Source organism: Microbacterium sp. NPDC060132 (assembly GCF_042729675.1).
Lineage (GTDB): Bacteria > Actinomycetota > Actinomycetes > Actinomycetales > Microbacteriaceae > Microbacterium > Microbacterium sufflavum.
In genome coordinates, this window is the sequence record NZ_JBHWXU010000001.1 from 235,120 (window position 1) to 254,336 (window position 19,217).

Here is a 19,217-nt window from a genome sequence, read left to right on the forward strand (position 1 = left end):
TCTCTCTCCTCTATCGTCCCCGCGTCAGCGGCGACGGCCCTTCTTGTCGTCCTTCTCGTGGCCGCGGAAGGTGCGGGTGGGCGCGAACTCGCCCAGCTTGTGACCGACCATGGTCTCGGACACGAACACGGGGATGTGCTTGCGTCCGTCGTGGACCGCGATCGTGTGACCCAGCATGGCCGGGATGATCATGGACCGACGGGACCAGGTCTTGATGACGTTCTTGGTGCCGGCTTCGTTCTGCACGACCACCTTGCGAAGCAGGTGCTCGTCGACGAAGGGGCCCTTCTTAAGACTGCGAGGCATCTTCTCTTACTCCTACTTGCGCTTCTTGCCGGCGTTGCGACGACGCACGATGTACTTGTCGCTTTCCTTGTTGGCGTGACGGGTGCGACCCTCGGCCTGACCCCACGGGGAGACCGGGTGACGACCACCGGACGTCTTGCCCTCACCACCACCGTGCGGGTGGTCGACCGGGTTCATCGCGACACCACGGACGGTCGGGCGGACGCCCTTCCAGCGCATGCGGCCGGCCTTGCCCCAGTTGATGTTCGACTGCTCGGCGTTGCCGACCTCGCCGATGGTCGCGCGGCAGCGCGCATCGACGTTGCGGATCTCGCCGGAGGGCAGACGCAGCTGGGCGTAGGGGCCGTCCTTCGCCACGAGGCGGACGGATGCACCGGCCGAGCGCGCCATCTTCGCGCCGCCGCCGGGGCGGAGCTCGATGGCGTGGATGACGGTACCCGTGGGGATGTTCTTCAGCGGGAGGTTGTTTCCCGGCTTGATGTCCGCCGCGGGGCCCGACTCGACGATGTCGCCCTGGTTCAGCTTCGCCGGCGCGAGGATGTAGCGCTTCTCGCCGTCGAAGTAGTGCAGGAGCGCGATGCGCGCGGTGCGGTTGGGGTCGTACTCGATGTGAGCGACACGGGCGTTCACGCCGTCCTTGTCATTGCGACGGAAGTCGATGACGCGGTACTGGCGCTTGTGGCCACCACCGATGTGACGGGTCGTGATGCGGCCCTGGTTGTTGCGACCACCGGTCTTCGAGAGCGGGCGCAGCAGCGACTTCTCCGGCGTCGATCGGGTGATCTCGGCGAAGTCAGCCACCGACGAGCCGCGACGGCCCGGGGTCGTGGGCTTGTACTTGCGAATAGCCATGATTGTCCTTATCCCCCGGATCAGCCGATTGCCGTGAAGATGTCGATGGTGCCCGACTTCAGGCTCACGATGGCGCGCTTGGTGTCCTTGCGCTTGCCCGTGCCGAAGCGGGTGCGACGGGCCTTGCCGACGCGGTTGATCGTGTTGACCGACGCGACCTTGACACCGAAGATCTTCTCGATGGCGAGCTTGATCTCGGTCTTCGAAGCGCGCGGGTCGACGAGGAAGGTGTACTTACCCTCGTCGATGAGCCCGTAGCTCTTCTCGGACACGACCGGCTTCAGGATGATGTCGCGCGGGTCCTTGTTCAGGGCCGTCTGGAGAACAGATGCCTGCTCGCTCATGCGGAGACCTCCTGGTTGGCGCCGGACTTGGAGGCGATGAAGCCCTCGAGCGCGGCCTGGGTGAAGACGATGTCGTCGGAGACGAGAACGTCGTAGGCGTTGAGCTGGTCGAACGACAGCAGGTGCACGTTGCCGAGGTTGCGCAGGCTCTTGAGCGCGAGCTCGTCGCCGCGCTCGATGACCACGAGCACGTTCTTCGACGTGGCGACCTGGGCGAGGAAGCCCGCGGCGGCCTTGGTCGACGGAGCACCGTCGGTGCCGAACGTGTCGATCGCGTGCAGGCGGTCGCCGCGGAAGCGGTCGCTGAGCGCGCCGAGGAGGGCGGCCGCAATCATCTTCTTGGGCGTGCGCTGCGAGTAGTCACGCGGCTTCGGGCCGTGGACGATGCCACCGCCGGTCATGTGCGGCGCGCGGATCGAGCCCTGACGGGCGTTACCCGTGCCCTTCTGCTTGAAGGGCTTGCGGCCGGCACCCGAGACCTCGCCACGACGCTTGGTCGAGTGCGTGCCCTGGCGAGCCGCCGCGAGCTGCGCGACGACGACCTGGTGGATGAGCGGGATGTTCGTCTTGACGTCGAACAGAGCGGCGGGCAGCTCGACCGAGCCAGCCTTCTTGCCGTCTGCCTTGAGGACGTCGAGCGCGAGAGTGGAGTCAGCCATGATCAGGCACCCTTCACTGCGTTGCGGACGTAGACGATGCGGCCACGAGCACCGGGGACAGCGCCCTTGACGAGCATCAGACCCTTCTCGATGTCGATGGCGTGCACCGTGAGGTTGAGGACGGTCACGCGCTCGCCACCCATACGGCCGGCCATGCGCATGCCCTTGAAGACACGGCTCGGGGTCGACGAGGCGCCGATCGAACCGGGCTTGCGGTGGTTGCGGTGCGCACCGTGCGAGGCGGAGACGCCCTTGAAGTTGTGGCGCTTCATGACACCGGCGGTGCCCTTGCCCTTGCTCGTGCCGACGACGTCGACGAGCTGGCCGGCCTCGAACGTGCCGTCCACCGTGAGCTCCTGGCCCAGCGAGTAGTCGGCGGCGTCGGCCGTGCGGATCTCGGTCACGTGGCGACGCGGCGTGACGCCGGCTGCCTCGAAGTGAGCCGAGAGGGGCTTGTTCACCTTGCGGGGGTCGATCTGGCCGTACGCGATCTGCACGGCGTTGTAGCCGTCCTTCTCGGGCGTACGGATCTGCGTGACCACGTTCGGCGCGAGCTCGATGACGGTGACGGGAACGAGCTTGCCGTTCTCGTTCCACACCTGGGTCATGCCGAGCTTCGTGCCCAGCATGCCCTTGGAAACCTTGGAGTTGATGTCAGCCATGTCGAACCTCAGAGCTTGATCTCGATGTTGACGTCGGCCGGCAGGTCGAGGCGCATCAGCGAGTCGACGGCCTTGGGCGTCGGGTCGACGATGTCGATCAGACGCTTGTGGGTGCGCATCTCGAAGTGCTCGCGGCTGTCCTTGTACTTGTGGGGCGACCGGATGACGCACACGACGTTCTTCTCGGTCGGAAGGGGCACGGGTCCGACGACGGTCGCGCCCGCACGGGTCACGGTGTCGACGATCTTGCGTGCGGACGTGTCGATGACCTCGTGGTCATACGACTTCAGGCGAATGCGGATCTTCTGTCCCGCCATTGTCTGCTCTCTCTCTATAAGCGTCGTACCGTCCTGGACCGGGTGGCCCTGGGGCATTGGACGCACGTCGGCGCGGATTGCGCCTCGGCACGAGAACGGCTCTGCGAACCGATCTGCTGCACCACTGTTCTGCTGTCAGCCGGACGCCCGGAGGCGAACGGATGCCCGACCCTCGCCGCGCACGGCGATGCCCTCGAAATGAAGGTGTCGGGATTGTGTTCTGCTGCCCGCGGCCTAGAACCCTGTGCTTCCGAAGAGGCACCGTCTATGCACTGCCCTGGCAGTGATCCGGCGCACGCACAGCGGCGACGGAATATCGAACCTGTCTATTCTGCCACGGGCGATTTCACTTCTGCAAACCCGGGCGTGTCGCGCCTCGTGTCCGCCCTCTTCGGCGGGGGTCTGCAGCTCGTGCTCAGGCCCGAGTGGAGCGCGGGGCGAGGCATCCCCATGCCTCGCCCCGCTTGGGGAGGGCGTTCAGTGCGAGGGGGCACACCGAACGCGAGGTGCCCAGCGTGAAGGGACGCCGGACGCCTCGACCGAGGGCACGGCGGAAGACCCGCCGCGCAGGCGGGGAGACGCTCTGGCGCAAAGAGTGCGCGCGTCGCACGATGATCCCCAAGATCGTTTTCCCCAGTGTGAACGCGGTAGAACCGCGTGCTTCAGGAAACCGAACCCCTTCGGTTTCCCCGACCGCAAGATCCCCAGGCGGTCTGCATCATCCTACTCGATCTCTCCGTCAGTTCGCCAGTTCGCGCTCGCGCGTGCCGAGATTCCAGAGCGTCCGGGTACGAGAAGAGCGGCGCCCCTCGGAGGAAGCGCCGCTCGTGAACGATCTCGGGCTACTCGTTGCCGACCGCCTTGTCCGCGCTGTCACGGATCTCGTCGATCTTGTCGGCCGCACCGGGAGCGATCTTCTTGGCGAAGTCGGCGACACCGTCGAGCACCTTGTCGCTGATGTCCTCGGCCTGCTCGCTCTTGACGGCCTCGGCGATCTTGTCCTTGTTCTGCTCGTACAGGTCCTTGCCCTTGTTCACGGCGTCGTCGATACCCATGTGGCTCCCCTTCGGAGGTGTGTGTGTCCGGCCGATGAGACCGGACACACTCATTGTGCATGCCCTCCCCCGCCCGCGGAAGCCCGATTAGAGCGTGGAAAACGACAAAGAGGCCGGACCCGAAGGTCCGACCCCTTTGCGAGGAAGCAGATGCTTACTTGATGATCTTCGTCACCGTACCGGCGCCGACCGTACGACCACCCTCACGGATGGCGAAGCCGAGGCCCTCCTCCATGGCGATCGGCTGGATCAGCTCGACCGTCATGTCGGTGGTGTCGCCGGGCATGACCATCTCGGTGCCCTCGGGCAGCGAGATGACGCCGGTGACGTCCGTGGTGCGGAAGTAGAACTGCGGGCGGTAGTTCGTGTAGAAGGGGTTGTGGCGGCCACCCTCGTCCTTGGACAGGATGTACGCGGTGCCCTCGAAGTCGGTGTGCGGCGTAACCGAACCCGGCTTCACGATGACCTGGCCACGCTCCACGTCCTCGCGCTTGGTGCCGCGGAGGAGCAGACCACAGTTCTCGCCGGCCCAGGCCTCGTCGAGCTGCTTGTGGAACATCTCGATACCGGTGACGGTCGTCTTCTGCGTCGGACGCAGACCCACGATCTCGACCTCGGAGTTGATGGCCAGCGTGCCACGCTCGGCGCGACCCGTGACGACGGTGCCACGACCGGTGATCGTGAAGACGTCCTCGACGGGCATGAGGAAGGGCTTGTCACGGTCACGCTCCGGGTCCGGAACGCTGTCGTCGACAGCCTGCATCAGGTCCAGGATCGCCTGGGTCCACTTCTCGTCGCCCTCGAGAGCCTTGAGAGCGGAGACGCGGACGACAGGAGCGTCCTCGTCGAAGCCCTGGCCGGCGAGCAGCTCGCGGACCTCGAGCTCGACGAGCTCCAGGATCTCCTCGTCGTCGACCGCGTCCGACTTGTTCAGCGCGACCAGCAGGTAGGGAACGCCGACCTGCTTGGCGAGCAGCACGTGCTCGCGCGTCTGGGCCATCGGGCCGTCGGTGGCGGCGACCACGAGGATCGCGCCGTCCATCTGAGCCGCACCCGTGATCATGTTCTTGACGTAGTCGGCGTGGCCGGGAGCGTCGACGTGCGCGTAGTGGCGCTTCGGGGTCTCGTACTCGATGTGCGAGATGTTGATCGTGATACCACGCTGGCGCTCTTCCGGCGCCGAGTCGATGGAAGCGAAGTCACGCTGCACGTTCGTGTCGGACGGGTACTTGTCAGCAAGCACCTTCGAGATCGCTGCGGAGAGCGTGGTCTTGCCGTGGTCGACGTGACCGATCGTTCCGATGTTGACGTGCGGCTTGGTCCGCTCGAACTTGGCCTTAGCCACTGGGTCCTCCTCAGGACGTCGTTGTAGAGGTGCCGGGCACTGGTTTGCGACCGGTTCTCTACGGGTTAGGTTCTCAGTTTAGTAGAGAGGGAATGTGAAGTTGTAGGTGACCTGGGAACAGGACGGCGGGCCCTGTTCCCAGGAAGTGTTACTCGCCCTTGGCCTTCTGGACGATCTCGTCGGCCACCGCGCGCGGGACCTCGGCGTAGCTGTCGAACTCCATGGAGTAGACGGCGCGACCGGAGGTCTTCGAACGCAGGTCGCCGATGTAGCCGAACATCTCGGACAGCGGCACCGCAGCGCGCACGACCTTGACGCCGGCGGCGTCCTCCATCGACTGGATCTGGCCACGACGCGAGTTCAGGTCACCGATGACGTCGCCCATGTACTCCTCGGGAGTACGGACCTCGACGGCCATCAGCGGCTCGAGCAGCACGGGGTTGGCACGACGCGCGGCCTCCTTGAAGCCCATGGAGCCCGCGATCTTGAACGCCATCTCCGAGGAGTCGACGTCGTGTGCCGCACCGTCGACGATGGTCGCCTTGACGCCCACCATCGGGTAGCCCGCCAGGACACCGACGTTCATCGCGTCCTGGAAACCGGCGTCGATCGAGCCGATGTACTCGCGCGGGATGCGGCCACCCGTGACCGCGTTCACGAACTCGTACGTCTTCTCGCCGTCGAGCTCGAGCGGCTCGATGTTGAACTGGATCTTGGCGAACTGACCCGAACCACCGGTCTGCTTCTTGTGCGTGTAGTCGTGCTTCTCGACGGCCTTGCGGATCGTCTCGCGGTACGCCACCTGCGGCTTGCCCACGTTCGCCTCGACGCGGAACTCGCGCTTCATGCGGTCGACGAGGATGTCGAGGTGCAGCTCGCCCATGCCCTTGATGGTCGTCTGACCGGTCTCGGGGTTGAGCTCCGTGCGGAAGGTCGGGTCCTCCTCAGCGAGCTTCTGGATGGCGAGACCCAGTTTCTCCTGGTCGGCCTTGGTCTTCGGCTCGATGGCGACCTCGATCACCGGCTCCGGGAACGTCATCGACTCGAGCACGACCGGCTGCTGCGGGTCGGCCAGGGTGTCACCGGTGGTGGTGTCCTTCAGTCCGATCACGGCGTAGATGTTGCCGGCGGTCAGCTTGTCGACCGGGTTCTCCTTGTTGGCGTGCATCTGGAAGATCTTCCCGATGCGCTCCTTCTTGCCCTTGGTCGAGTTGATGACCTGAGCGCCCGACTCGAGCTCACCCGAGTAGACGCGCACGTACGTCAGGCGACCGAAGAACGGGTGCACGGCGACCTTGAAGGCCAGGGCCGCGAACGGGTCCTTCGCGTCGGGGTGACGCTCGATGATCTTCTCCTCGTCCTTCGGGTCGTGCGCCTCGATGGCGGGCACGTCCAGCGGGGACGGGAGGTAGTCGACGACGGCGTCCAGCATCGGCTGCACGCCGCGGTTCTTGAACGCCGAGCCGCAGAGCACCGGGTAGATCTCGCTGGCGATGACCATCTTGCGGATGGCGCCCTTGATCTCTGCGACCGTCAGCTCCTCGCCGCCGAAGAACTTCTCGAGAAGCTCCTCGTCGGTCTCCGCGACCGTCTCCAGCAGCTGCTGGCGGTACTCCTCAGCCTTGTCCTTGAGGTCGGCCGGGATCTCCTGCACCTCGTACGAGGCGCCCATGGTCACGTCACCCTTGGCGTCGCCGGGCCACACCAGTGCGCGCATCTCCACGAGGTCGATGACGCCGACGAAGTCGTTCTCGGCACCGATCGGGAGCTGCAGCACGAGCGGCTTGGCACCGAGGCGGTTGATGATCGTGTCGACCGTGAAGTAGAAGTCCGCGCCGAGCTTGTCCATCTTGTTGACGAAGCAGATGCGGGGGACGTTGTACTTGTCGGCCTGACGCCACACGGTCTCGGACTGGGGCTCCACGCCCTCCTTGCCGTCGAACACGGCGACCGCACCGTCGAGGACGCGGAGCGAGCGCTCCACCTCGACCGTGAAGTCCACGTGACCGGGGGTGTCGATGATGTTGATCTGGTTCTTGTTCCAGAAGCAGGTCACGGCGGCAGACGTGATCGTGATGCCGCGCTCCTTCTCCTGCTCCATCCAGTCGGTGGTCGAGGCGCCGTCGTGCGTCTCGCCGAGCTTGTGGTTGACGCCCGTGTAGAACAGGATGCGCTCGGTCGTCGTGGTCTTGCCGGCATCGATGTGCGCCATGATGCCGATGTTGCGGACCTTGCTCAGGTCCGTGAGCACGTCTTGTGCCACAGGAGTGTCCTTATCTTTTGGAGCAGTCGTACTGCGAAGAGGGGGTGCCCGTCCCTCGGCGGGTGGCCGAGGGACGGGCCGAGCTGATTACCAGCGGTAGTGAGCGAACGCGCGGTTCGACTCGGCCATCTTGTGGGTGTCCTCGCGGCGCTTGACCGCGGCACCGAGGCCGTTCGACGCGTCCAGGATCTCGTTCTGGAGACGCTCGGTCATCGTCTTCTCACGACGACCCTTCGCGTAGCTCACGAGCCAGCGCAGCGCGAGGGTGTTCGCGCGGTGCGGCTTGACCTCGACCGGAACCTGGTAGGTCGAGCCACCGACGCGGCGGCTGCGGACCTCGAGCGTGGGGCGCACGTTGTCGAGCGCCTTCTTGAGCGTGGCGACGGCGTCCTGACCGTTCTTCGCCTCGACACCGCGGAGGGCGCCGTAGACGATCGACTCGGCCAGCGACTTCTTGCCGTCGACGAGGATCTTGTTCACCAGCGAGGTGACGATCGGTGCGCCGTAGACCGGGTCGTTGACGACGGGGCGCTTCGGGGCGGGACCCTTACGAGGCATCTAACTCAACCCTTCTTCGCGCCGTAGCGGGAACGAGCCTGCTTACGGTTCTTGACGGCCTGGGTGTCCAGGGCGCCACGGACGATCTTGTAACGCACACCGGGGAGGTCCTTCACGCGACCGCCGCGGACGAGCACCAGCGAGTGCTCCTGCAGGTTGTGGCCCTCACCGGGGATGTACGCGGTGACCTCGGTCCCGTTGCGGAGCTTCACACGGGCGACCTTGCGCATCGCCGAGTTCGGCTTCTTCGGGGTGGTGGTGTAGACGCGGGTGCAGACCCCGGCCTGCTGCGGGTTCGACTTGAGCGCCGGCGCCTTGGTCTTCGAGACCTTGGGCGAGCGACCCTTGCGAACCAACTGCTGAATGGTTGGCACGTTCTCTCCTCATAGTGCTGCACGGTGACAGCGTGATGGGTTTCACATCATGACCCACCGGCACGCCGGAACCGGCGAGCTTTTGGTGTGGTGGGTATGCCGTGGGGGCGGACCGGCATGGGGCCGACGCCCAGCGCGCACGTCAGGACGTGCACACACCTGATCAAGTGTAATGCCGCGTAACCAACGCGGTCAAATGAGGGCGGCCGCCGCCGGCTCAGCTCACGTCGGGGCCGAACGGCGAGTCGAGCGACTCCGTGAGTTCGGCGAGCATGGCTTCGATCTGCGGTTCGACGTGCTGGGACACCGCCGCCTGAATGGAGACGCGGTGGCGCAGCAGCAGGCCGCAGATCTCGCGGCCGATGAGGTTCGCGTACTCGTCGGCGAGGGCCACTTCCTGCCGTAGCGCGATCTTCGCCTCCTCCGACAGGGGCGGCAGCGGCGGGAGCTCCGCCGCGGAGTCGTCGGCGAGACCGGCGATCGTGAACAGGAACGGTGCGCCGGGAACCGGCTCCGGGTCGAGCGGCAGGCCCTCGAACTCGGGAGCCAGGTCCTCGGTCGGGCGGTAGCTGCGTGCTCTGTTCCTGGCCGCTTGGCTGTCGAGCTCGCGCTGGAGCATCGGAAGGTTGCGGGCCGTGTAGTCCGCGACCGCGTGGTCGACGATCGTCTTGATGCGCGTCGACAGCCCGTGCTGCACCCCGTGGGGTGTGTCGCCCGCGATCCCGGCCGCGGCGAGGATGGGCGAACCGAGACAGCGACGGCACGGCGCGACCCGGCCGCGGTGGGTGGCCGGCTCCCAGCGCGGCACCCAGCGCAGCCACGCCTCGACGGCCTGGTCCACCTGCGTCTCCAGTGAGCGCTCCACGACACCAGCGTACGGCGCGTCACCGCTCCCCGCGCGGATTTGCGGGGGGTCACTCCCCCTCGTCGTGCTCCCAGGGCCATCGCGGACGTTCGCTGCGGGTCCGACGGAGGGCGATACCGCTCCAGCCCGCGATCGCCGCCGCCACCAGGACCACCGCGCTAGCGCCGCCCCGGACGAGGTCTCCCGCGACGGCCGTCGCGATGATGAGGCTCTCTGCGGCAGCCAGCACCGCAATCCACAGCGTCGCGAGATGGACCAGCGCGGTGAGGAGTGCGATCACCAGCGCGGAGCCGAACGACGGACGCCGGCGCCGCAGCGTCGCGCCGAGCGACAGAGCGAACGCGACCACCGCCAGGATCATGCCCACCACACCCGGCACCTGGCCGAGGCCCTCCACCGCGATGATGTCCCGATCCGTCGCCACGCTCAGCGCGCCCAGCCCGAACACCGACAGCGCGAAGAACCCGATGGAGGCGAGCACCACCGCGAGGACAGGCGAAACCCCCGCGGACTCGGGCCCGCGGGGGTTCGGCGTGGTGGCGTGCGTGACTACCTCGCCAGCGTCGGGCCGGCTTCGAGGGTGCGCTCGTACTCGCGCTGCGCCTCGGCGTTCAGCTCCGTCTTGCGGGCGCCGCTGCGGGCCACCCAGGCACCGAACCAGATGGTCAGCTCCCTGGCGAACACGAAGGCAGCGATGGCGAGCGGGGCGAGCAGCTGCTCCCCCGCGAGCTCCAGGCCCTGCGAAGCGGTGAGCTTCCAGAACGGCGCCTCGAAGAGCTGTCCGAGGATGTGCCCCGCGTACGCGATGAGCCCGACGATGATGCCGAACACCACCCAGAGGCCCCAGCGGCCGCGGTTGATGATCGCGCCGAGGAGCCAGAAGCCCAGGAAGAACACGACGACCGGGGTCCAGTAGCCCCACGTGAGCAGCGGCGCGAGGAAGGCCTCGCCGATGTTCTCGCCCGTGACGTCTCCGGCGATGGCGCGCAGGCCGACCGCGGTGCCGAGGTAGAGGATGGCGAAGGCGACCGTCGCCAGGAGGCCGATCGCCCCGGCCGTTCCGCGGTTTCCGCGGTCGCGCGGCGGCTCCGGAGCCTGAACGAAGATCGGCTGAGGCTGAGCTGCGGCGGCGCCGGCTGTCCCGACGTACGGCTCCGACGGGACGATGCGTGTGTCGGCGTCGTCGGAGTGCGGGGCGTATGCCGTGTCCGCCATGGACGACTCCTCGTGACGTGGCGACCAGGAGGCCGCCCCGGGAGTCGGGAAGGCCGCGGTCGCATCGGCGTCGCGACGATCGTCCGCGACGCGGTCATCCGGACGGTCGCCCGCGAGCCGGTCGGCGGGAAGACGCTCGGCACCGCGGTCGTCGGCGAGCCGGTCGGAATCCGCTCGCTGCTCGGCGGCGGCCGCACGGTCGGCGACGGGTACCGCGCCCGCGGCGGGAGCGGTCGAGCTGAAGGTGCCGGGGTGGTCGCGCTCGGCGGTCTCGAACGCGGCGAGATCGGGGTCGACCGGCGGGTGCTGGCGCTCCGGGTTCGCGTCGGCGGGCGTGCGCTCCGCCTCGGCCTCCGCGTCGGAGCCGGCGACGTCCGCTCGGGCTGCGGCGGCAGCATCGAGACCGGCGTTCGCGCTACCGACGACGTCGTCGACGTCGCGCGGCTTCTCGGGCTGACGAGCCTCGGGATCACTCATGGGGGTGCGCCTCTCATCGATGTGTGCTCTGCGAGGGTACCGCCGCGTGTCCAGGCCCTCACGGAGGCGTGCCGACGTGTCGCCGGGTCGGTGCCTGCGGAAGGGGGGAACCGCGGATCAGGGCAGGGCGGAACGCAGAGCGTCGCCGAAGAACTGCGCCAGCACCGGCATCATCGGCAACGACAGCCAGAGCAGGCCGCCGATGATCACGGTGCAGATCACCCCGGCCACCCAGCTCATCCCGATGCTGCGACCACCCACCCGTGCCATGTCGCCAGGGTACGTCGCGCCCCGCCGGCCGTCGGGGTGCAACGCCGAGGCGACGGGTGACCGGAGGGCTCAGCCCTTCGTGGCGCCGGCGGTGAGACCGCCCACGATGTACTTCTGCAGGAACAGGAACAGGATCATCACCGGGATCGCGGCCATGACCGCGCCCGCGCTGAAGGCCGACCAGTCCGCGTAGCGCGGATTGGCGACGAGCTTGGTGAGCCCGACCACGAGCGTCTGCTGATCGACGTCGACGAGCATGACGCTCGCGATGACGTACTCGTTGACCGTGCCGATGAACGACAACAGCCCGACCACGGCCAGGATGGGCGCGACGAGGCGCAGGATGATCGTGAAGAAGATGCGCGCGTGACCCGCGCCGTCGATGCGTGCCGCCTCGTCGATCTCCTTGGGGATCGTGTTGAAGAAGCCGTACATCAGATACGTGTTCACCCCGAGCGCTCCACCGAGGTAGACCAGGATCAGCCCGGTATGGGTGTTCAACCCGATCGCCGGGAACCAGTCGCCGATGGTCGACATGAGCAGGAAGATCGCGACGACCGCGAGCAGCTGCGGGAACATCTGCACCACCACGATCGTGACGAGACCGACGCGGCGCCCGGCGAAACGCATGCGCGAGAAGGCATACGCGGCGCAGGCTCCGATGAACACCGTCACGGCGCCGGTGACCACCGCGATGAGCAGGGTGTTCAGGAACCAGGTGCCGTACGGGTTCTGCGGGTCGCTCAGGATGCGCACGTAGCTGTCGATGCCGATGGCGGAGAACAGCTGGTTCGAACCGGTCAGGGTGCCCTTCGGGTTGAGCGAGGCCGAGACCACGTAGAGCAGTGGGAAGAGCGCGAACGCGCTCACGACGATCGCGACGAGGTGCCGCCAGCCGGTGTCGGCGAACCAGGCGCGGAACGAGCGGCGGCGCGGAGCCGGACGGGCGGCGGTCGGGCTGGTCGTGCTCATGTCAGTTCAGCTCCTCGAGGGCCTTGGTCTTGCGGAAGCTGATGATCGAGATGGTCGCGACCACGATGAAGATCAGGATCGTAAACGCCGAGGCGAGTCCGTAGTCGCGGGTCTGCCCGGTGAAGGCGACCTTGTAGACCATCGAGATGAGGATGTCGGTGTGGCCGACCGGGATCGACACGTCGCTGAACCGGGGACCCCCCTTGGTCAGCATGTAGATCAGGTTGAAGTTGTTGAAGTTGAACGCGAACGACGAGATCAGCAGCGGGGCCACCGTCACCAGCAGCAGGGGGAGCTTGATGCGCCGGAAGATCTGCCAGGCGTTCGCCCCGTCCATGACGGCCGCCTCGTTCACGTCCTCCGGGATGCCCTGCAGCGCGCCCATGCACACCAGGAACATGTATGGGAACCCGAGCCACAGGTTCACCAGGAGCACCGACACCTTCGCCAGCACGGGATCGGTGAGCCACGGGATCGCGGCACCGCCGAACAGCACCTGGTTGATGAAGCCGAAACTCTCGTTCATCATGCCGGCCCACACCAGCGCCGAGAGGAACGCGGGGAACGCATACGGCAGGATCAGGATGATGCGGTAGCCGTTGCGGAACCGCATCCGCGTGTTGTTGAACACGAGCGCCAGCAACAGCCCGAGGAAGAACGTGGAGGCCACCGAGACCAGGGCGAAGACGAACGTCCACACGGTGACCGAGATGAGCGGACCCCGGATCGAGGAGTCCGTCACCGCGCGTACGAAGTTGTCGAAGCCGACCGTCGTCTGCCAGCCGGGAAGGAGCTGATCGCCGTTCTCGGCGGTGAACGCACCCTCCCCCGTGTCGCGGTACACGGTGCCCGTGTCCGTGTCGGTGATGGTGTCGGCCGTCGCGTCGTACGCGAGCGTCGAGACGTACAGGTAGCCCTTCTGCCCGTCCGGCGCGCGGAGGCTCCCGTCGTTCGGGTCGTCGCTGAACGGCACCGAGAGCTGCTCCAGCTGGTCGGACAGCGTGAACACCGTCGCGAGCGGAAGGGTGGTCCACCCGTCGACCGCGACCGCCTGCCCGCCCTGGAAGTCGGCGTCGACCTCGTGCAGCGGCTCGTCGGCCGTGCCGAGCAGCGCATCGCCCGTGCCGGGGTCGGTCACCAGGAAGCCGTAGGTGCCGAACTGCTCGACCACGGTCACGGGGTAGGTCGGCGAGTCCTCGACGCGCTCCTGCGCGGAGGCAAGGAGCGAGGAGATCGCCTGCTCCTTGGTGCCGTTGTGGCCGGTGCCGTAGTTCGTGAACCCGATGTATCCCGTGTAGAGCAGCGTGAACACCTGGAAGAGGACGAGGAAGATGATGCCGGGGGTCAGGTATTTCGCCGGGACGCGCCGGCGCGAGAAGTAGATGTAGTTGACGAGGATCGTCACCAGGACGACGATCGCGAGGATCAGCCACTCCCGGTGCGCGAAGAGCACGAAGGCCGCATAGACCGCGATCGCGTCGACGATGGCCAGCAGCAGGATCTTCAGCAGCATCCAGCCGATCGGTCGGGACGCCGCTTCGGCGATGGCGGCGGCTTGGCGGTGTCGTTTGGTCGGAGGCGCGATGCGCTCGTCGGTGTCTGTCATGTCGTCCTCGTCATGATCCTGCCGGAGCGGGCGGTGCGGCCCGCTCCGGCAGGGTCTGTGCCGTTGCGGCGGTTACTTGATCGCGGCGGTCACGTCGTCGACGAGCTTCTGCCACGTCGCCTTCGGGTCCGCACCGTTGATGATGGCGGCCTCGGCCACACCCCAGTACTGCCACACTGCGCCCATCGCGGGGATGGCCGGCATCGGGACGGCGTCGGCACCCACGGCCTGGAATCCGGCGATGATCGGGTCGGACGCCGCGGAGTCGGCCGCAGCGGTGAGGGCGGGCAGCACGTTGCCCGCCTTGAACAGCTCGAGCTGCACGTCCTCGGTGCCGATGTAGTTGACGAGGAAGTCGTTCGCCGCGACCTTGTTCTTCGACTCGGCGCTCACGAAGAAGCCCTTCACACCCGCGAACGGGGAGGCGGTCTGGCCGGTCGGGCTCGGGATCGGGTCGATCGCGACGTTGATGCCGGCTTCGGTGGCTGCGCCGACGTTCCACGGGCCGGTCAGCCAGAACGCGGCCGTGCCGTCGAGGAACTGCTGCTTCGCGATCTCGCCGTCCACGTCGGTGTTGAGCGTGCCGGCTGCACCCTGCGCGCCCAGCCACTCGGCGAAGGCGAAGCCGCCCTCGCTGCCGAGCTGCAGGTCGCTCGGGTCGTAGCTGCCGCTGTCATCGGTGCCGAAGACGGGGGCACCGAACGCGGTCTGGAACGGGTAGAGGTGGTAGGGGTTGCCCTCGGTGCCCTGCTCGACGACGAACTTCCCCTTCGAGACCATGTCATCGAAGCTGGTGGCCGGCTGGGGCACGAGGTCGGCGTTGCGCAGGACGGCGATGTTCTCGACCGCGTACGGCAGCATGTAGACCGTTCCGTCGTAGGTCGCAGCCTGGAGGGCCACCGGGAGGTAGTCCTCGGAGCTGTCACCGAGCTCGATCGGGGCGACGACGCCATTGGTCGACAGCTCGCCGAGCCAGTCGTGGGCGCCCATCACGATGTCGGGGCCCTTGCCCGTCGGCACCTGCTGGATGAAGTCGTCCTTCATGTCGTCGACGGACTTGCCGACCAGCTCGACCTTGACGCCGGTCTTGTCCTGATAGGCGTCGGCCGCACCCTGGAGGGCGTCGACGCGTTCGGCGTCGACCCAGACCGTGAGCGAGCCGCTGTCGTCGCCGCCGGAGGAGGATCCGCCGCTGGTCCCCGCGGAGCAGCCGGCGAGCGTCAGAGTCGAAACGATGGCGATCGCGCCCGCGGCGAGCACGCCCCTCTTGTTCACCTTCATTGGTGTGTGCCTCTCTCAATGCTGTTCAACCTGCAAGGACTGCAAGCGCTTACAGTATGCATCGATCAGGAGCGGGATCGCAATCGAGAGCAGCGTCGATATCAACCTGTGATGGGGCACGCGGGGCGGCACCCGACTGAAAACGCTTCCACGCCTGTCGTCGCGAGGGCTGCTCGATACACTGCCTGTATGGCTGACAGTTCCTTTGACATCGTCTCGAAAGTGGATCATCAGGAGGCCGAGAACGCCCTGAACCAGGCACGGAAAGAGGTCGAGCAGCGCTACGACTTCAAGGGCACCGGGGCATCCATCGCGTGGAGCGGGGAGCAGGTCCTCATCACGGCGAGCTCGGAGGAGCGCGCGAAGGCCGTGCTCGACGTGTTCCAGTCGAAGCTCATCAAGCGGGGCATCTCCCTGAAGAGCCTGGACTCGGGCGAGCCGTTCGCGAGCGGCAAGGAGTTCCGCATCGTCTCCAGCCTCAAGGACGGGATCTCGTCGGAGAACGCGAAGAAGATCGGCAAGATCATCCGCGACGAGGGACCCAAGGGCGTGAAGAGCCAGATCCAGGGCGACGAGCTGCGCGTGCAGTCGAAGAGCCGCGACGACCTCCAGGCCGTGATCGCTCTCCTGAAGGGCTCCGACCTCGACATCGACCTGCAGTTCGTCAACTACCGCTAGGTCGCGCGGCACAGAGGGGATCCGGCGTCGCCGGGTCCCCTTTCGCGTGCGCTCCGACTTTCCCCGGTCAACGCATATCGAGATATCGGTGTGCTTGACCAAGACTGGAAGCGGCCCCGATCCGTCGGAGCCATGGACGCCCTCGTTGCACGCCGCCCGCGCGGAACGAGGTGCCCGGGATTCGCAGGCGCTCTCGTGGGGACGAGGGTGCAGGCACCGCGGGCTCGCGTCACCGGATCCGAAGTGCCCGCACCACGGTGAAGGAAGAATGAACAGCTCACCGGCCCGCTGCCCGCCCCCACGAACATCGGATCCGCAGGTGAGAAAGATCGGCACGGAGTCGCCGGCCCCACCGCCACACGGGGGGCCGCGGAACCGTGACAAGAAGTGAAACTGGGGGCTGGTCCATGGGGCACGTCGAGACGAAGACCATCGGAGAAAGCAAGCAACTCCTCGCCGACGAGGTCTTCCACCACATCGGAAGACTCATCGTCGAGGGCGAACTGGGGGAGGGCGAGCGCATCCGCGACGTCGACGTGGCCGATGAGCTCCACGTCTCCCGGACCCCGGTCCGAGAGGCGCTGCAGCGACTCGAGAGACTCGGGCTCGTGACGATGTACCCGAGTCGGTACACCGAGGTGACCGCGGTGACGGCGGCCGTCGTGACGCAGTCGCTCGAGTTCGCCGGGTACCAGGCGGGCATCGCCGCCCGGATGGCCGTGCCACGGCTCAGCCCGGCGGAGCGCCAGCGGGTCGTCCGCCTGATGGAAGAGGTGCGCCGCACGCTGCGCGACGGGGCATCGACCTCGAGTGCGCGGTGGGCCGTGTTCGCGTATCTCGCGGAGCACAGCGGCAACCACCAGCACCGCATGCTGATCACCGACGTCGACGTCGCCCTCGCCCGTAACCTGCGCGCGTGGGTGGTCCCTCGCGGAGACCGTGAGCGCATGCGACAGGTGTACGACGACTTCGAGATCGCCGTCACGCGGGGCAACGGGGACGAGGCGGAACGCCTGGCCCGTGCGATGTACTACGTCTGAGCGGCCCTCCAGCCGACCACCCAGCGGTCCAGGCGTCGATACGCGTCCTCACGGGCCGCGTGTCGCGACAGGAACACGTCGTGCAGCGCTCCGTCGATGCGCTCGACGGTCACCGTCGAGCCCAGCCGGAGCGCTGCACGGGCGATGTCATCGACCACGAGCACCGAATCCGCCGACGTGAGGTCGTCCGACCATCGCGTCGGCGGGACGAAACGCGCCGACAGCAGCACGCACACCGGTGCCTCGATCGACAGCCCTGCCGCCACCGTCCGATGGCCCGACAGGATCGCGTTCAACCAGCCGGCGTACACCGCCATGGTCTGCACCGGACGCCAGGCGAGGTTCACGTCCATCGGGTCGTCGGGGTCGGCCACCTCCTGCTGGGCCCTGGTGTAGTAGCCGAGGTCGACCTGGGGCGCCGCGTCCAGCGGCCGGATCCGCGCCTGGAACTCGACCATCGGCGCGATCGCCGCGCGGACGGGGGCGAACTGGAACTCCAGCCACGGACTGTTCAGGATGAGGGCGTCCGCGGTGTGCGGGTGCCGGGACGCCCACAGGCTCAACGTGAGCCCGCCGGTCGAGTGACCGAGGAGGACCAGCCGCCGTGCGGACTCCTCTCCCCCCTCACCTCGGCCCATCGCCGTCAGTGCGGCGGCGATGTCCTCGTCATAGGTCGCCAGGTCGCTGATGTACCCCGGGGTCTGGCCCTCGCGCAGACTGCGTCCGTACTTGCGCAGGTCCAGCGCGAAGAAGCGCGCCCCGCGAGCCGTCCAGAAGCGCGCCAGCCGCTTCTGGAAGAAGTAGTCCGACCAGCCGTGGATGTAGAGCACGTCCACGCCCTCGAGCGGGCGCCGACGCCCCCTGGCCCGATCCCACCAGCCGGACGGCGCGGGCAGCGCACGCACCAGTGTGGCGACCACGGGTCCCTGGTCATCGACGCCGAGGTCGAGCGTCAGCTGCTCGAACTCCTCGCCCAGCACATCCGGGATCCACTCGGCCATGCGTCTCCCCCCGTCGCCGCCAGGCTAGCCCACGGGGCTACTGACCGCCCGGGCGACCGACACCGAAGTTCTCCACGATGGTCGACGCGAGCGGCGCGAGGTCGCTGATGCCCGATCCCTGGAAGGTGATCAGCCGCAGCCAATCCGTCCCGACGCGGACGTCGAGCACCGTGCGGCCCTGCTCGTCCACACCCGTGAGCGCGGCATCCGCGCCCGCGACCTCCACCGGCTTCTCGCCCTCGATCCGCTCGAACGCCCACGCCCCTCCGGGCAGTGTCGTGAGCATCAGGTAGCCCTGCGCGCTGTATTCGTCGTCGCCCGAAGCGTAGTAGCAGATGCGGGAACCGTTCACCGTCTGGTACACCTCGGCCGGGATGGACCACCCGCCGAAGCCGTCGATCACGTGCACCTCGGTGCCGAGCTGCTCACCGAACTCGACGTCGGTGAGGAACCGCGAGCACTCCACGCCCGCGATCGCGCTCTCCGGCACCACGACCTCACGCAGCGACGCCGCGGCGGCCGCGCCGATGCGACGCAGTCCCTCCTTGATCGCCGGCGCATCGTCCGGGCCGAGCGCCGGATCCACGACCGCCCCGGACACCAGCACCTCGCCCTCCACGACCTGGAAGAAGCAGTACCCGCCGACCTCGCAGCGCGCCTCCTCACCCGCGTAGCCACCGCGCGACTCCGCGCCCTCGATCAGGGCCGTCGCGCCCGGTGCGACCGAGACCTCCCAGTTGCGCTCGCTCGTACCGGACGAGCACGCGATGCCGCCCGCCCGCTGGAACATGTGCTGTGCGGGTCCCGGATACCAGCTCGGCGCCGACCACACCCCCAGCACCTCCGCGACCTCGCCGGCCGGTTCACCGGTGGCGGCGGTCATCTCGGCGGCCACGTCGGTGCAGCTCACATCGAACGCCGGCGTCGGGGCGACGATCGGATCCGTCGTCGGCGTGGGCGACGCCGAGGCCGACGGCGTCGACGTCTCGGTGGGCTCAGGCTCCGGCGCGCATCCGGAGAGCAGCAGCACGGTCACGGCCGCGAGGGCCAGGAGGGGGCGGTGTCGCATGCCCTCAG

Annotated in this window: 22 protein-coding genes; 2 read left to right on the forward strand and 20 right to left on the reverse strand. The window is 67.5% G+C overall.

Going from position 1 to position 19,217, the window contains the following annotated elements:
- Positions 1-24: 24 nt before the first annotated feature.
- From rpsS to ACFWCH_RS01310, 18 genes are all read right to left on the reverse strand, one after another.
- Entirely contained in the window at positions 25-306 is a 282-nt protein-coding gene (gene rpsS / locus ACFWCH_RS01225) for a 30S ribosomal protein S19 (protein WP_017201589.1), read from the reverse strand.
- 12 nt (positions 307-318) lie between these two features.
- Positions 319-1,158 (reverse strand): 50S ribosomal protein L2, encoded by an 840-nt coding sequence (gene rplB / locus ACFWCH_RS01230; RefSeq protein ID WP_136028879.1) that lies wholly within the window; start codon positions 1,156-1,158, stop codon positions 319-321.
- Positions 1,159-1,178: 20 nt separating this feature from the next.
- The gene (gene rplW / locus ACFWCH_RS01235) at positions 1,179-1,502 is read right to left on the reverse strand and encodes a 50S ribosomal protein L23 (RefSeq protein ID WP_025102406.1); all 324 of its coding nucleotides are present in this window, start codon (positions 1,500-1,502) and stop codon (positions 1,179-1,181) included.
- A complete protein-coding gene (rplD, locus tag ACFWCH_RS01240) occupies positions 1,499-2,161 on the reverse strand; it encodes a 50S ribosomal protein L4 (protein WP_136028877.1) in 663 nt (220 codons plus the stop codon). The genes rplW and rplD overlap by 4 nt, the downstream gene beginning before the upstream one ends.
- Before the next feature lie 2 nt (positions 2,162-2,163).
- Entirely contained in the window at positions 2,164-2,823 is a 660-nt protein-coding gene (rplC, locus tag ACFWCH_RS01245; protein ID WP_136028875.1) for a 50S ribosomal protein L3, read from the reverse strand.
- Between the two features lie 8 nt (positions 2,824-2,831).
- Positions 2,832-3,140: a 30S ribosomal protein S10 gene (gene rpsJ / locus ACFWCH_RS01250; protein ID WP_017201594.1), complete on the reverse strand. Its 309-nt coding sequence runs from the start codon at positions 3,138-3,140 to the stop codon at positions 2,832-2,834.
- Positions 3,141-3,982: 842 nt separating this feature from the next.
- Entirely contained in the window at positions 3,983-4,195 is a 213-nt protein-coding gene (locus tag ACFWCH_RS01255) for a hypothetical protein (protein ID WP_105723378.1), read from the reverse strand.
- A 154-nt stretch (positions 4,196-4,349) separates the two neighbouring features.
- Positions 4,350-5,540 (reverse strand): elongation factor Tu, encoded by a 1,191-nt coding sequence (gene tuf / locus ACFWCH_RS01260; protein ID WP_136028873.1) that lies wholly within the window; start codon positions 5,538-5,540, stop codon positions 4,350-4,352.
- Between the two features lie 148 nt (positions 5,541-5,688).
- Positions 5,689-7,803: an elongation factor G gene (gene fusA / locus ACFWCH_RS01265; RefSeq protein WP_136028870.1), complete on the reverse strand. Its 2,115-nt coding sequence runs from the start codon at positions 7,801-7,803 to the stop codon at positions 5,689-5,691.
- Positions 7,804-7,890: 87 nt separating this feature from the next.
- A complete protein-coding gene (gene rpsG, locus ACFWCH_RS01270) occupies positions 7,891-8,361 on the reverse strand; it encodes a 30S ribosomal protein S7 (RefSeq protein WP_017201608.1) in 471 nt (156 codons plus the stop codon).
- A gap of 5 nt (positions 8,362-8,366) precedes the next feature.
- A complete protein-coding gene (gene rpsL, locus ACFWCH_RS01275) occupies positions 8,367-8,735 on the reverse strand; it encodes a 30S ribosomal protein S12 (protein ID WP_013584051.1) in 369 nt (122 codons plus the stop codon).
- A 217-nt stretch (positions 8,736-8,952) separates the two neighbouring features.
- Positions 8,953-9,600 (reverse strand): spermidine/putrescine ABC transporter substrate-binding protein, encoded by a 648-nt coding sequence (locus tag ACFWCH_RS01280; RefSeq protein ID WP_205812819.1) that lies wholly within the window; start codon positions 9,598-9,600, stop codon positions 8,953-8,955.
- A gap of 49 nt (positions 9,601-9,649) precedes the next feature.
- Positions 9,650-10,084 (reverse strand): hypothetical protein, encoded by a 435-nt coding sequence (locus ACFWCH_RS01285; RefSeq protein WP_206252865.1) that lies wholly within the window; start codon positions 10,082-10,084, stop codon positions 9,650-9,652.
- 65 nt (positions 10,085-10,149) lie between these two features.
- On the reverse strand, positions 10,150-11,292 hold the full coding sequence (locus tag ACFWCH_RS01290; protein ID WP_247637663.1) for an ABC transporter: 1,143 nt from the start codon (positions 11,290-11,292) through the stop codon (positions 10,150-10,152).
- Positions 11,293-11,409: 117 nt separating this feature from the next.
- Entirely contained in the window at positions 11,410-11,562 is a 153-nt protein-coding gene (locus ACFWCH_RS01295) for a hypothetical protein (protein WP_168387200.1), read from the reverse strand.
- A 69-nt stretch (positions 11,563-11,631) separates the two neighbouring features.
- Positions 11,632-12,534 (reverse strand): sugar ABC transporter permease, encoded by a 903-nt coding sequence (locus ACFWCH_RS01300; protein WP_136028866.1) that lies wholly within the window; start codon positions 12,532-12,534, stop codon positions 11,632-11,634.
- 1 nt (position 12,535) lies between these two features.
- Positions 12,536-14,140 (reverse strand): ABC transporter permease subunit, encoded by a 1,605-nt coding sequence (locus tag ACFWCH_RS01305; protein ID WP_247637664.1) that lies wholly within the window; start codon positions 14,138-14,140, stop codon positions 12,536-12,538.
- 72 nt (positions 14,141-14,212) lie between these two features.
- Positions 14,213-15,421, reverse strand: a complete 1,209-nt coding sequence (locus ACFWCH_RS01310; protein ID WP_247637665.1) for a maltose ABC transporter substrate-binding protein — start codon at positions 15,419-15,421, stop codon at positions 14,213-14,215.
- A 189-nt stretch (positions 15,422-15,610) separates the two neighbouring features.
- Between ACFWCH_RS01310 and ACFWCH_RS01315 the strand changes: the two genes are divergently transcribed.
- A complete protein-coding gene (locus ACFWCH_RS01315) occupies positions 15,611-16,099 on the forward strand; it encodes a YajQ family cyclic di-GMP-binding protein (protein ID WP_136035747.1) in 489 nt (162 codons plus the stop codon).
- Positions 16,100-16,506: 407 nt separating this feature from the next.
- Positions 16,507-17,139 (forward strand): GntR family transcriptional regulator, encoded by a 633-nt coding sequence (locus ACFWCH_RS01320; protein WP_136028859.1) that lies wholly within the window; start codon positions 16,507-16,509, stop codon positions 17,137-17,139.
- On the opposite strand, the gene ACFWCH_RS01325 is transcribed toward ACFWCH_RS01320, so the two are convergent.
- Together ACFWCH_RS01325 and ACFWCH_RS01330 are read right to left on the reverse strand one after the other, a co-directional pair.
- The gene (locus ACFWCH_RS01325) at positions 17,130-18,140 is read right to left on the reverse strand and encodes an alpha/beta hydrolase (RefSeq protein ID WP_136028857.1); all 1,011 of its coding nucleotides are present in this window, start codon (positions 18,138-18,140) and stop codon (positions 17,130-17,132) included. The two genes, ACFWCH_RS01320 and ACFWCH_RS01325, sit on opposite strands and share 10 nt — an antisense overlap.
- 37 nt (positions 18,141-18,177) lie before the next feature.
- Positions 18,178-19,209 (reverse strand): hypothetical protein, encoded by a 1,032-nt coding sequence (locus ACFWCH_RS01330; protein ID WP_378802723.1) that lies wholly within the window; start codon positions 19,207-19,209, stop codon positions 18,178-18,180.
- Positions 19,210-19,217 lie beyond the last annotated feature (8 nt).

Excerpts from the sequence above, each read along its gene's own strand:
- rpsS (WP_017201589.1), bottom strand. The coding sequence starts at position 306 with ATGCCTCGCAGTCTTAAGAAGGGCCCCTTCGTCGACGAGCACCTGCTT.
- rplB (WP_136028879.1), bottom strand. The coding sequence starts at position 1,158 with ATGGCTATTCGCAAGTACAAGCCCACGACCCCGGGCCGTCGCGGCTCG.
- rplW (WP_025102406.1), bottom strand. The coding sequence starts at position 1,502 with ATGAGCGAGCAGGCATCTGTTCTCCAGACGGCCCTGAACAAGGACCCG.
- rplD (WP_136028877.1), bottom strand. The coding sequence starts at position 2,161 with ATGGCTGACTCCACTCTCGCGCTCGACGTCCTCAAGGCAGACGGCAAG.
- rplC (WP_136028875.1), bottom strand. The coding sequence starts at position 2,823 with ATGGCTGACATCAACTCCAAGGTTTCCAAGGGCATGCTGGGCACGAAG.
- rpsJ (WP_017201594.1), bottom strand. The coding sequence starts at position 3,140 with ATGGCGGGACAGAAGATCCGCATTCGCCTGAAGTCGTATGACCACGAG.
- ACFWCH_RS01255 (WP_105723378.1), bottom strand. The coding sequence starts at position 4,195 with ATGGGTATCGACGACGCCGTGAACAAGGGCAAGGACCTGTACGAGCAG.
- rpsG (WP_017201608.1), bottom strand. The coding sequence starts at position 8,361 with ATGCCTCGTAAGGGTCCCGCCCCGAAGCGCCCCGTCGTCAACGACCCG.
- ACFWCH_RS01290 (WP_247637663.1), bottom strand. The coding sequence starts at position 11,292 with ATGAGTGATCCCGAGGCTCGTCAGCCCGAGAAGCCGCGCGACGTCGAC.
- ACFWCH_RS01295 (WP_168387200.1), bottom strand. The coding sequence starts at position 11,562 with ATGGCACGGGTGGGTGGTCGCAGCATCGGGATGAGCTGGGTGGCCGGG.
- ACFWCH_RS01300 (WP_136028866.1), bottom strand. The coding sequence starts at position 12,534 with ATGAGCACGACCAGCCCGACCGCCGCCCGTCCGGCTCCGCGCCGCCGC.
- ACFWCH_RS01305 (WP_247637664.1), bottom strand. The coding sequence starts at position 14,140 with ATGACAGACACCGACGAGCGCATCGCGCCTCCGACCAAACGACACCGC.
- ACFWCH_RS01310 (WP_247637665.1), bottom strand. The coding sequence starts at position 15,421 with ATGAAGGTGAACAAGAGGGGCGTGCTCGCCGCGGGCGCGATCGCCATC.
- ACFWCH_RS01315 (WP_136035747.1), top strand. The coding sequence starts at position 15,611 with ATGGCTGACAGTTCCTTTGACATCGTCTCGAAAGTGGATCATCAGGAG.
- ACFWCH_RS01320 (WP_136028859.1), top strand. The coding sequence starts at position 16,507 with ATGGGGCACGTCGAGACGAAGACCATCGGAGAAAGCAAGCAACTCCTC.
- ACFWCH_RS01325 (WP_136028857.1), bottom strand. The coding sequence starts at position 18,140 with ATGGCCGAGTGGATCCCGGATGTGCTGGGCGAGGAGTTCGAGCAGCTG.
- ACFWCH_RS01330 (WP_378802723.1), bottom strand. The coding sequence starts at position 19,209 with ATGCGACACCGCCCCCTCCTGGCCCTCGCGGCCGTGACCGTGCTGCTG.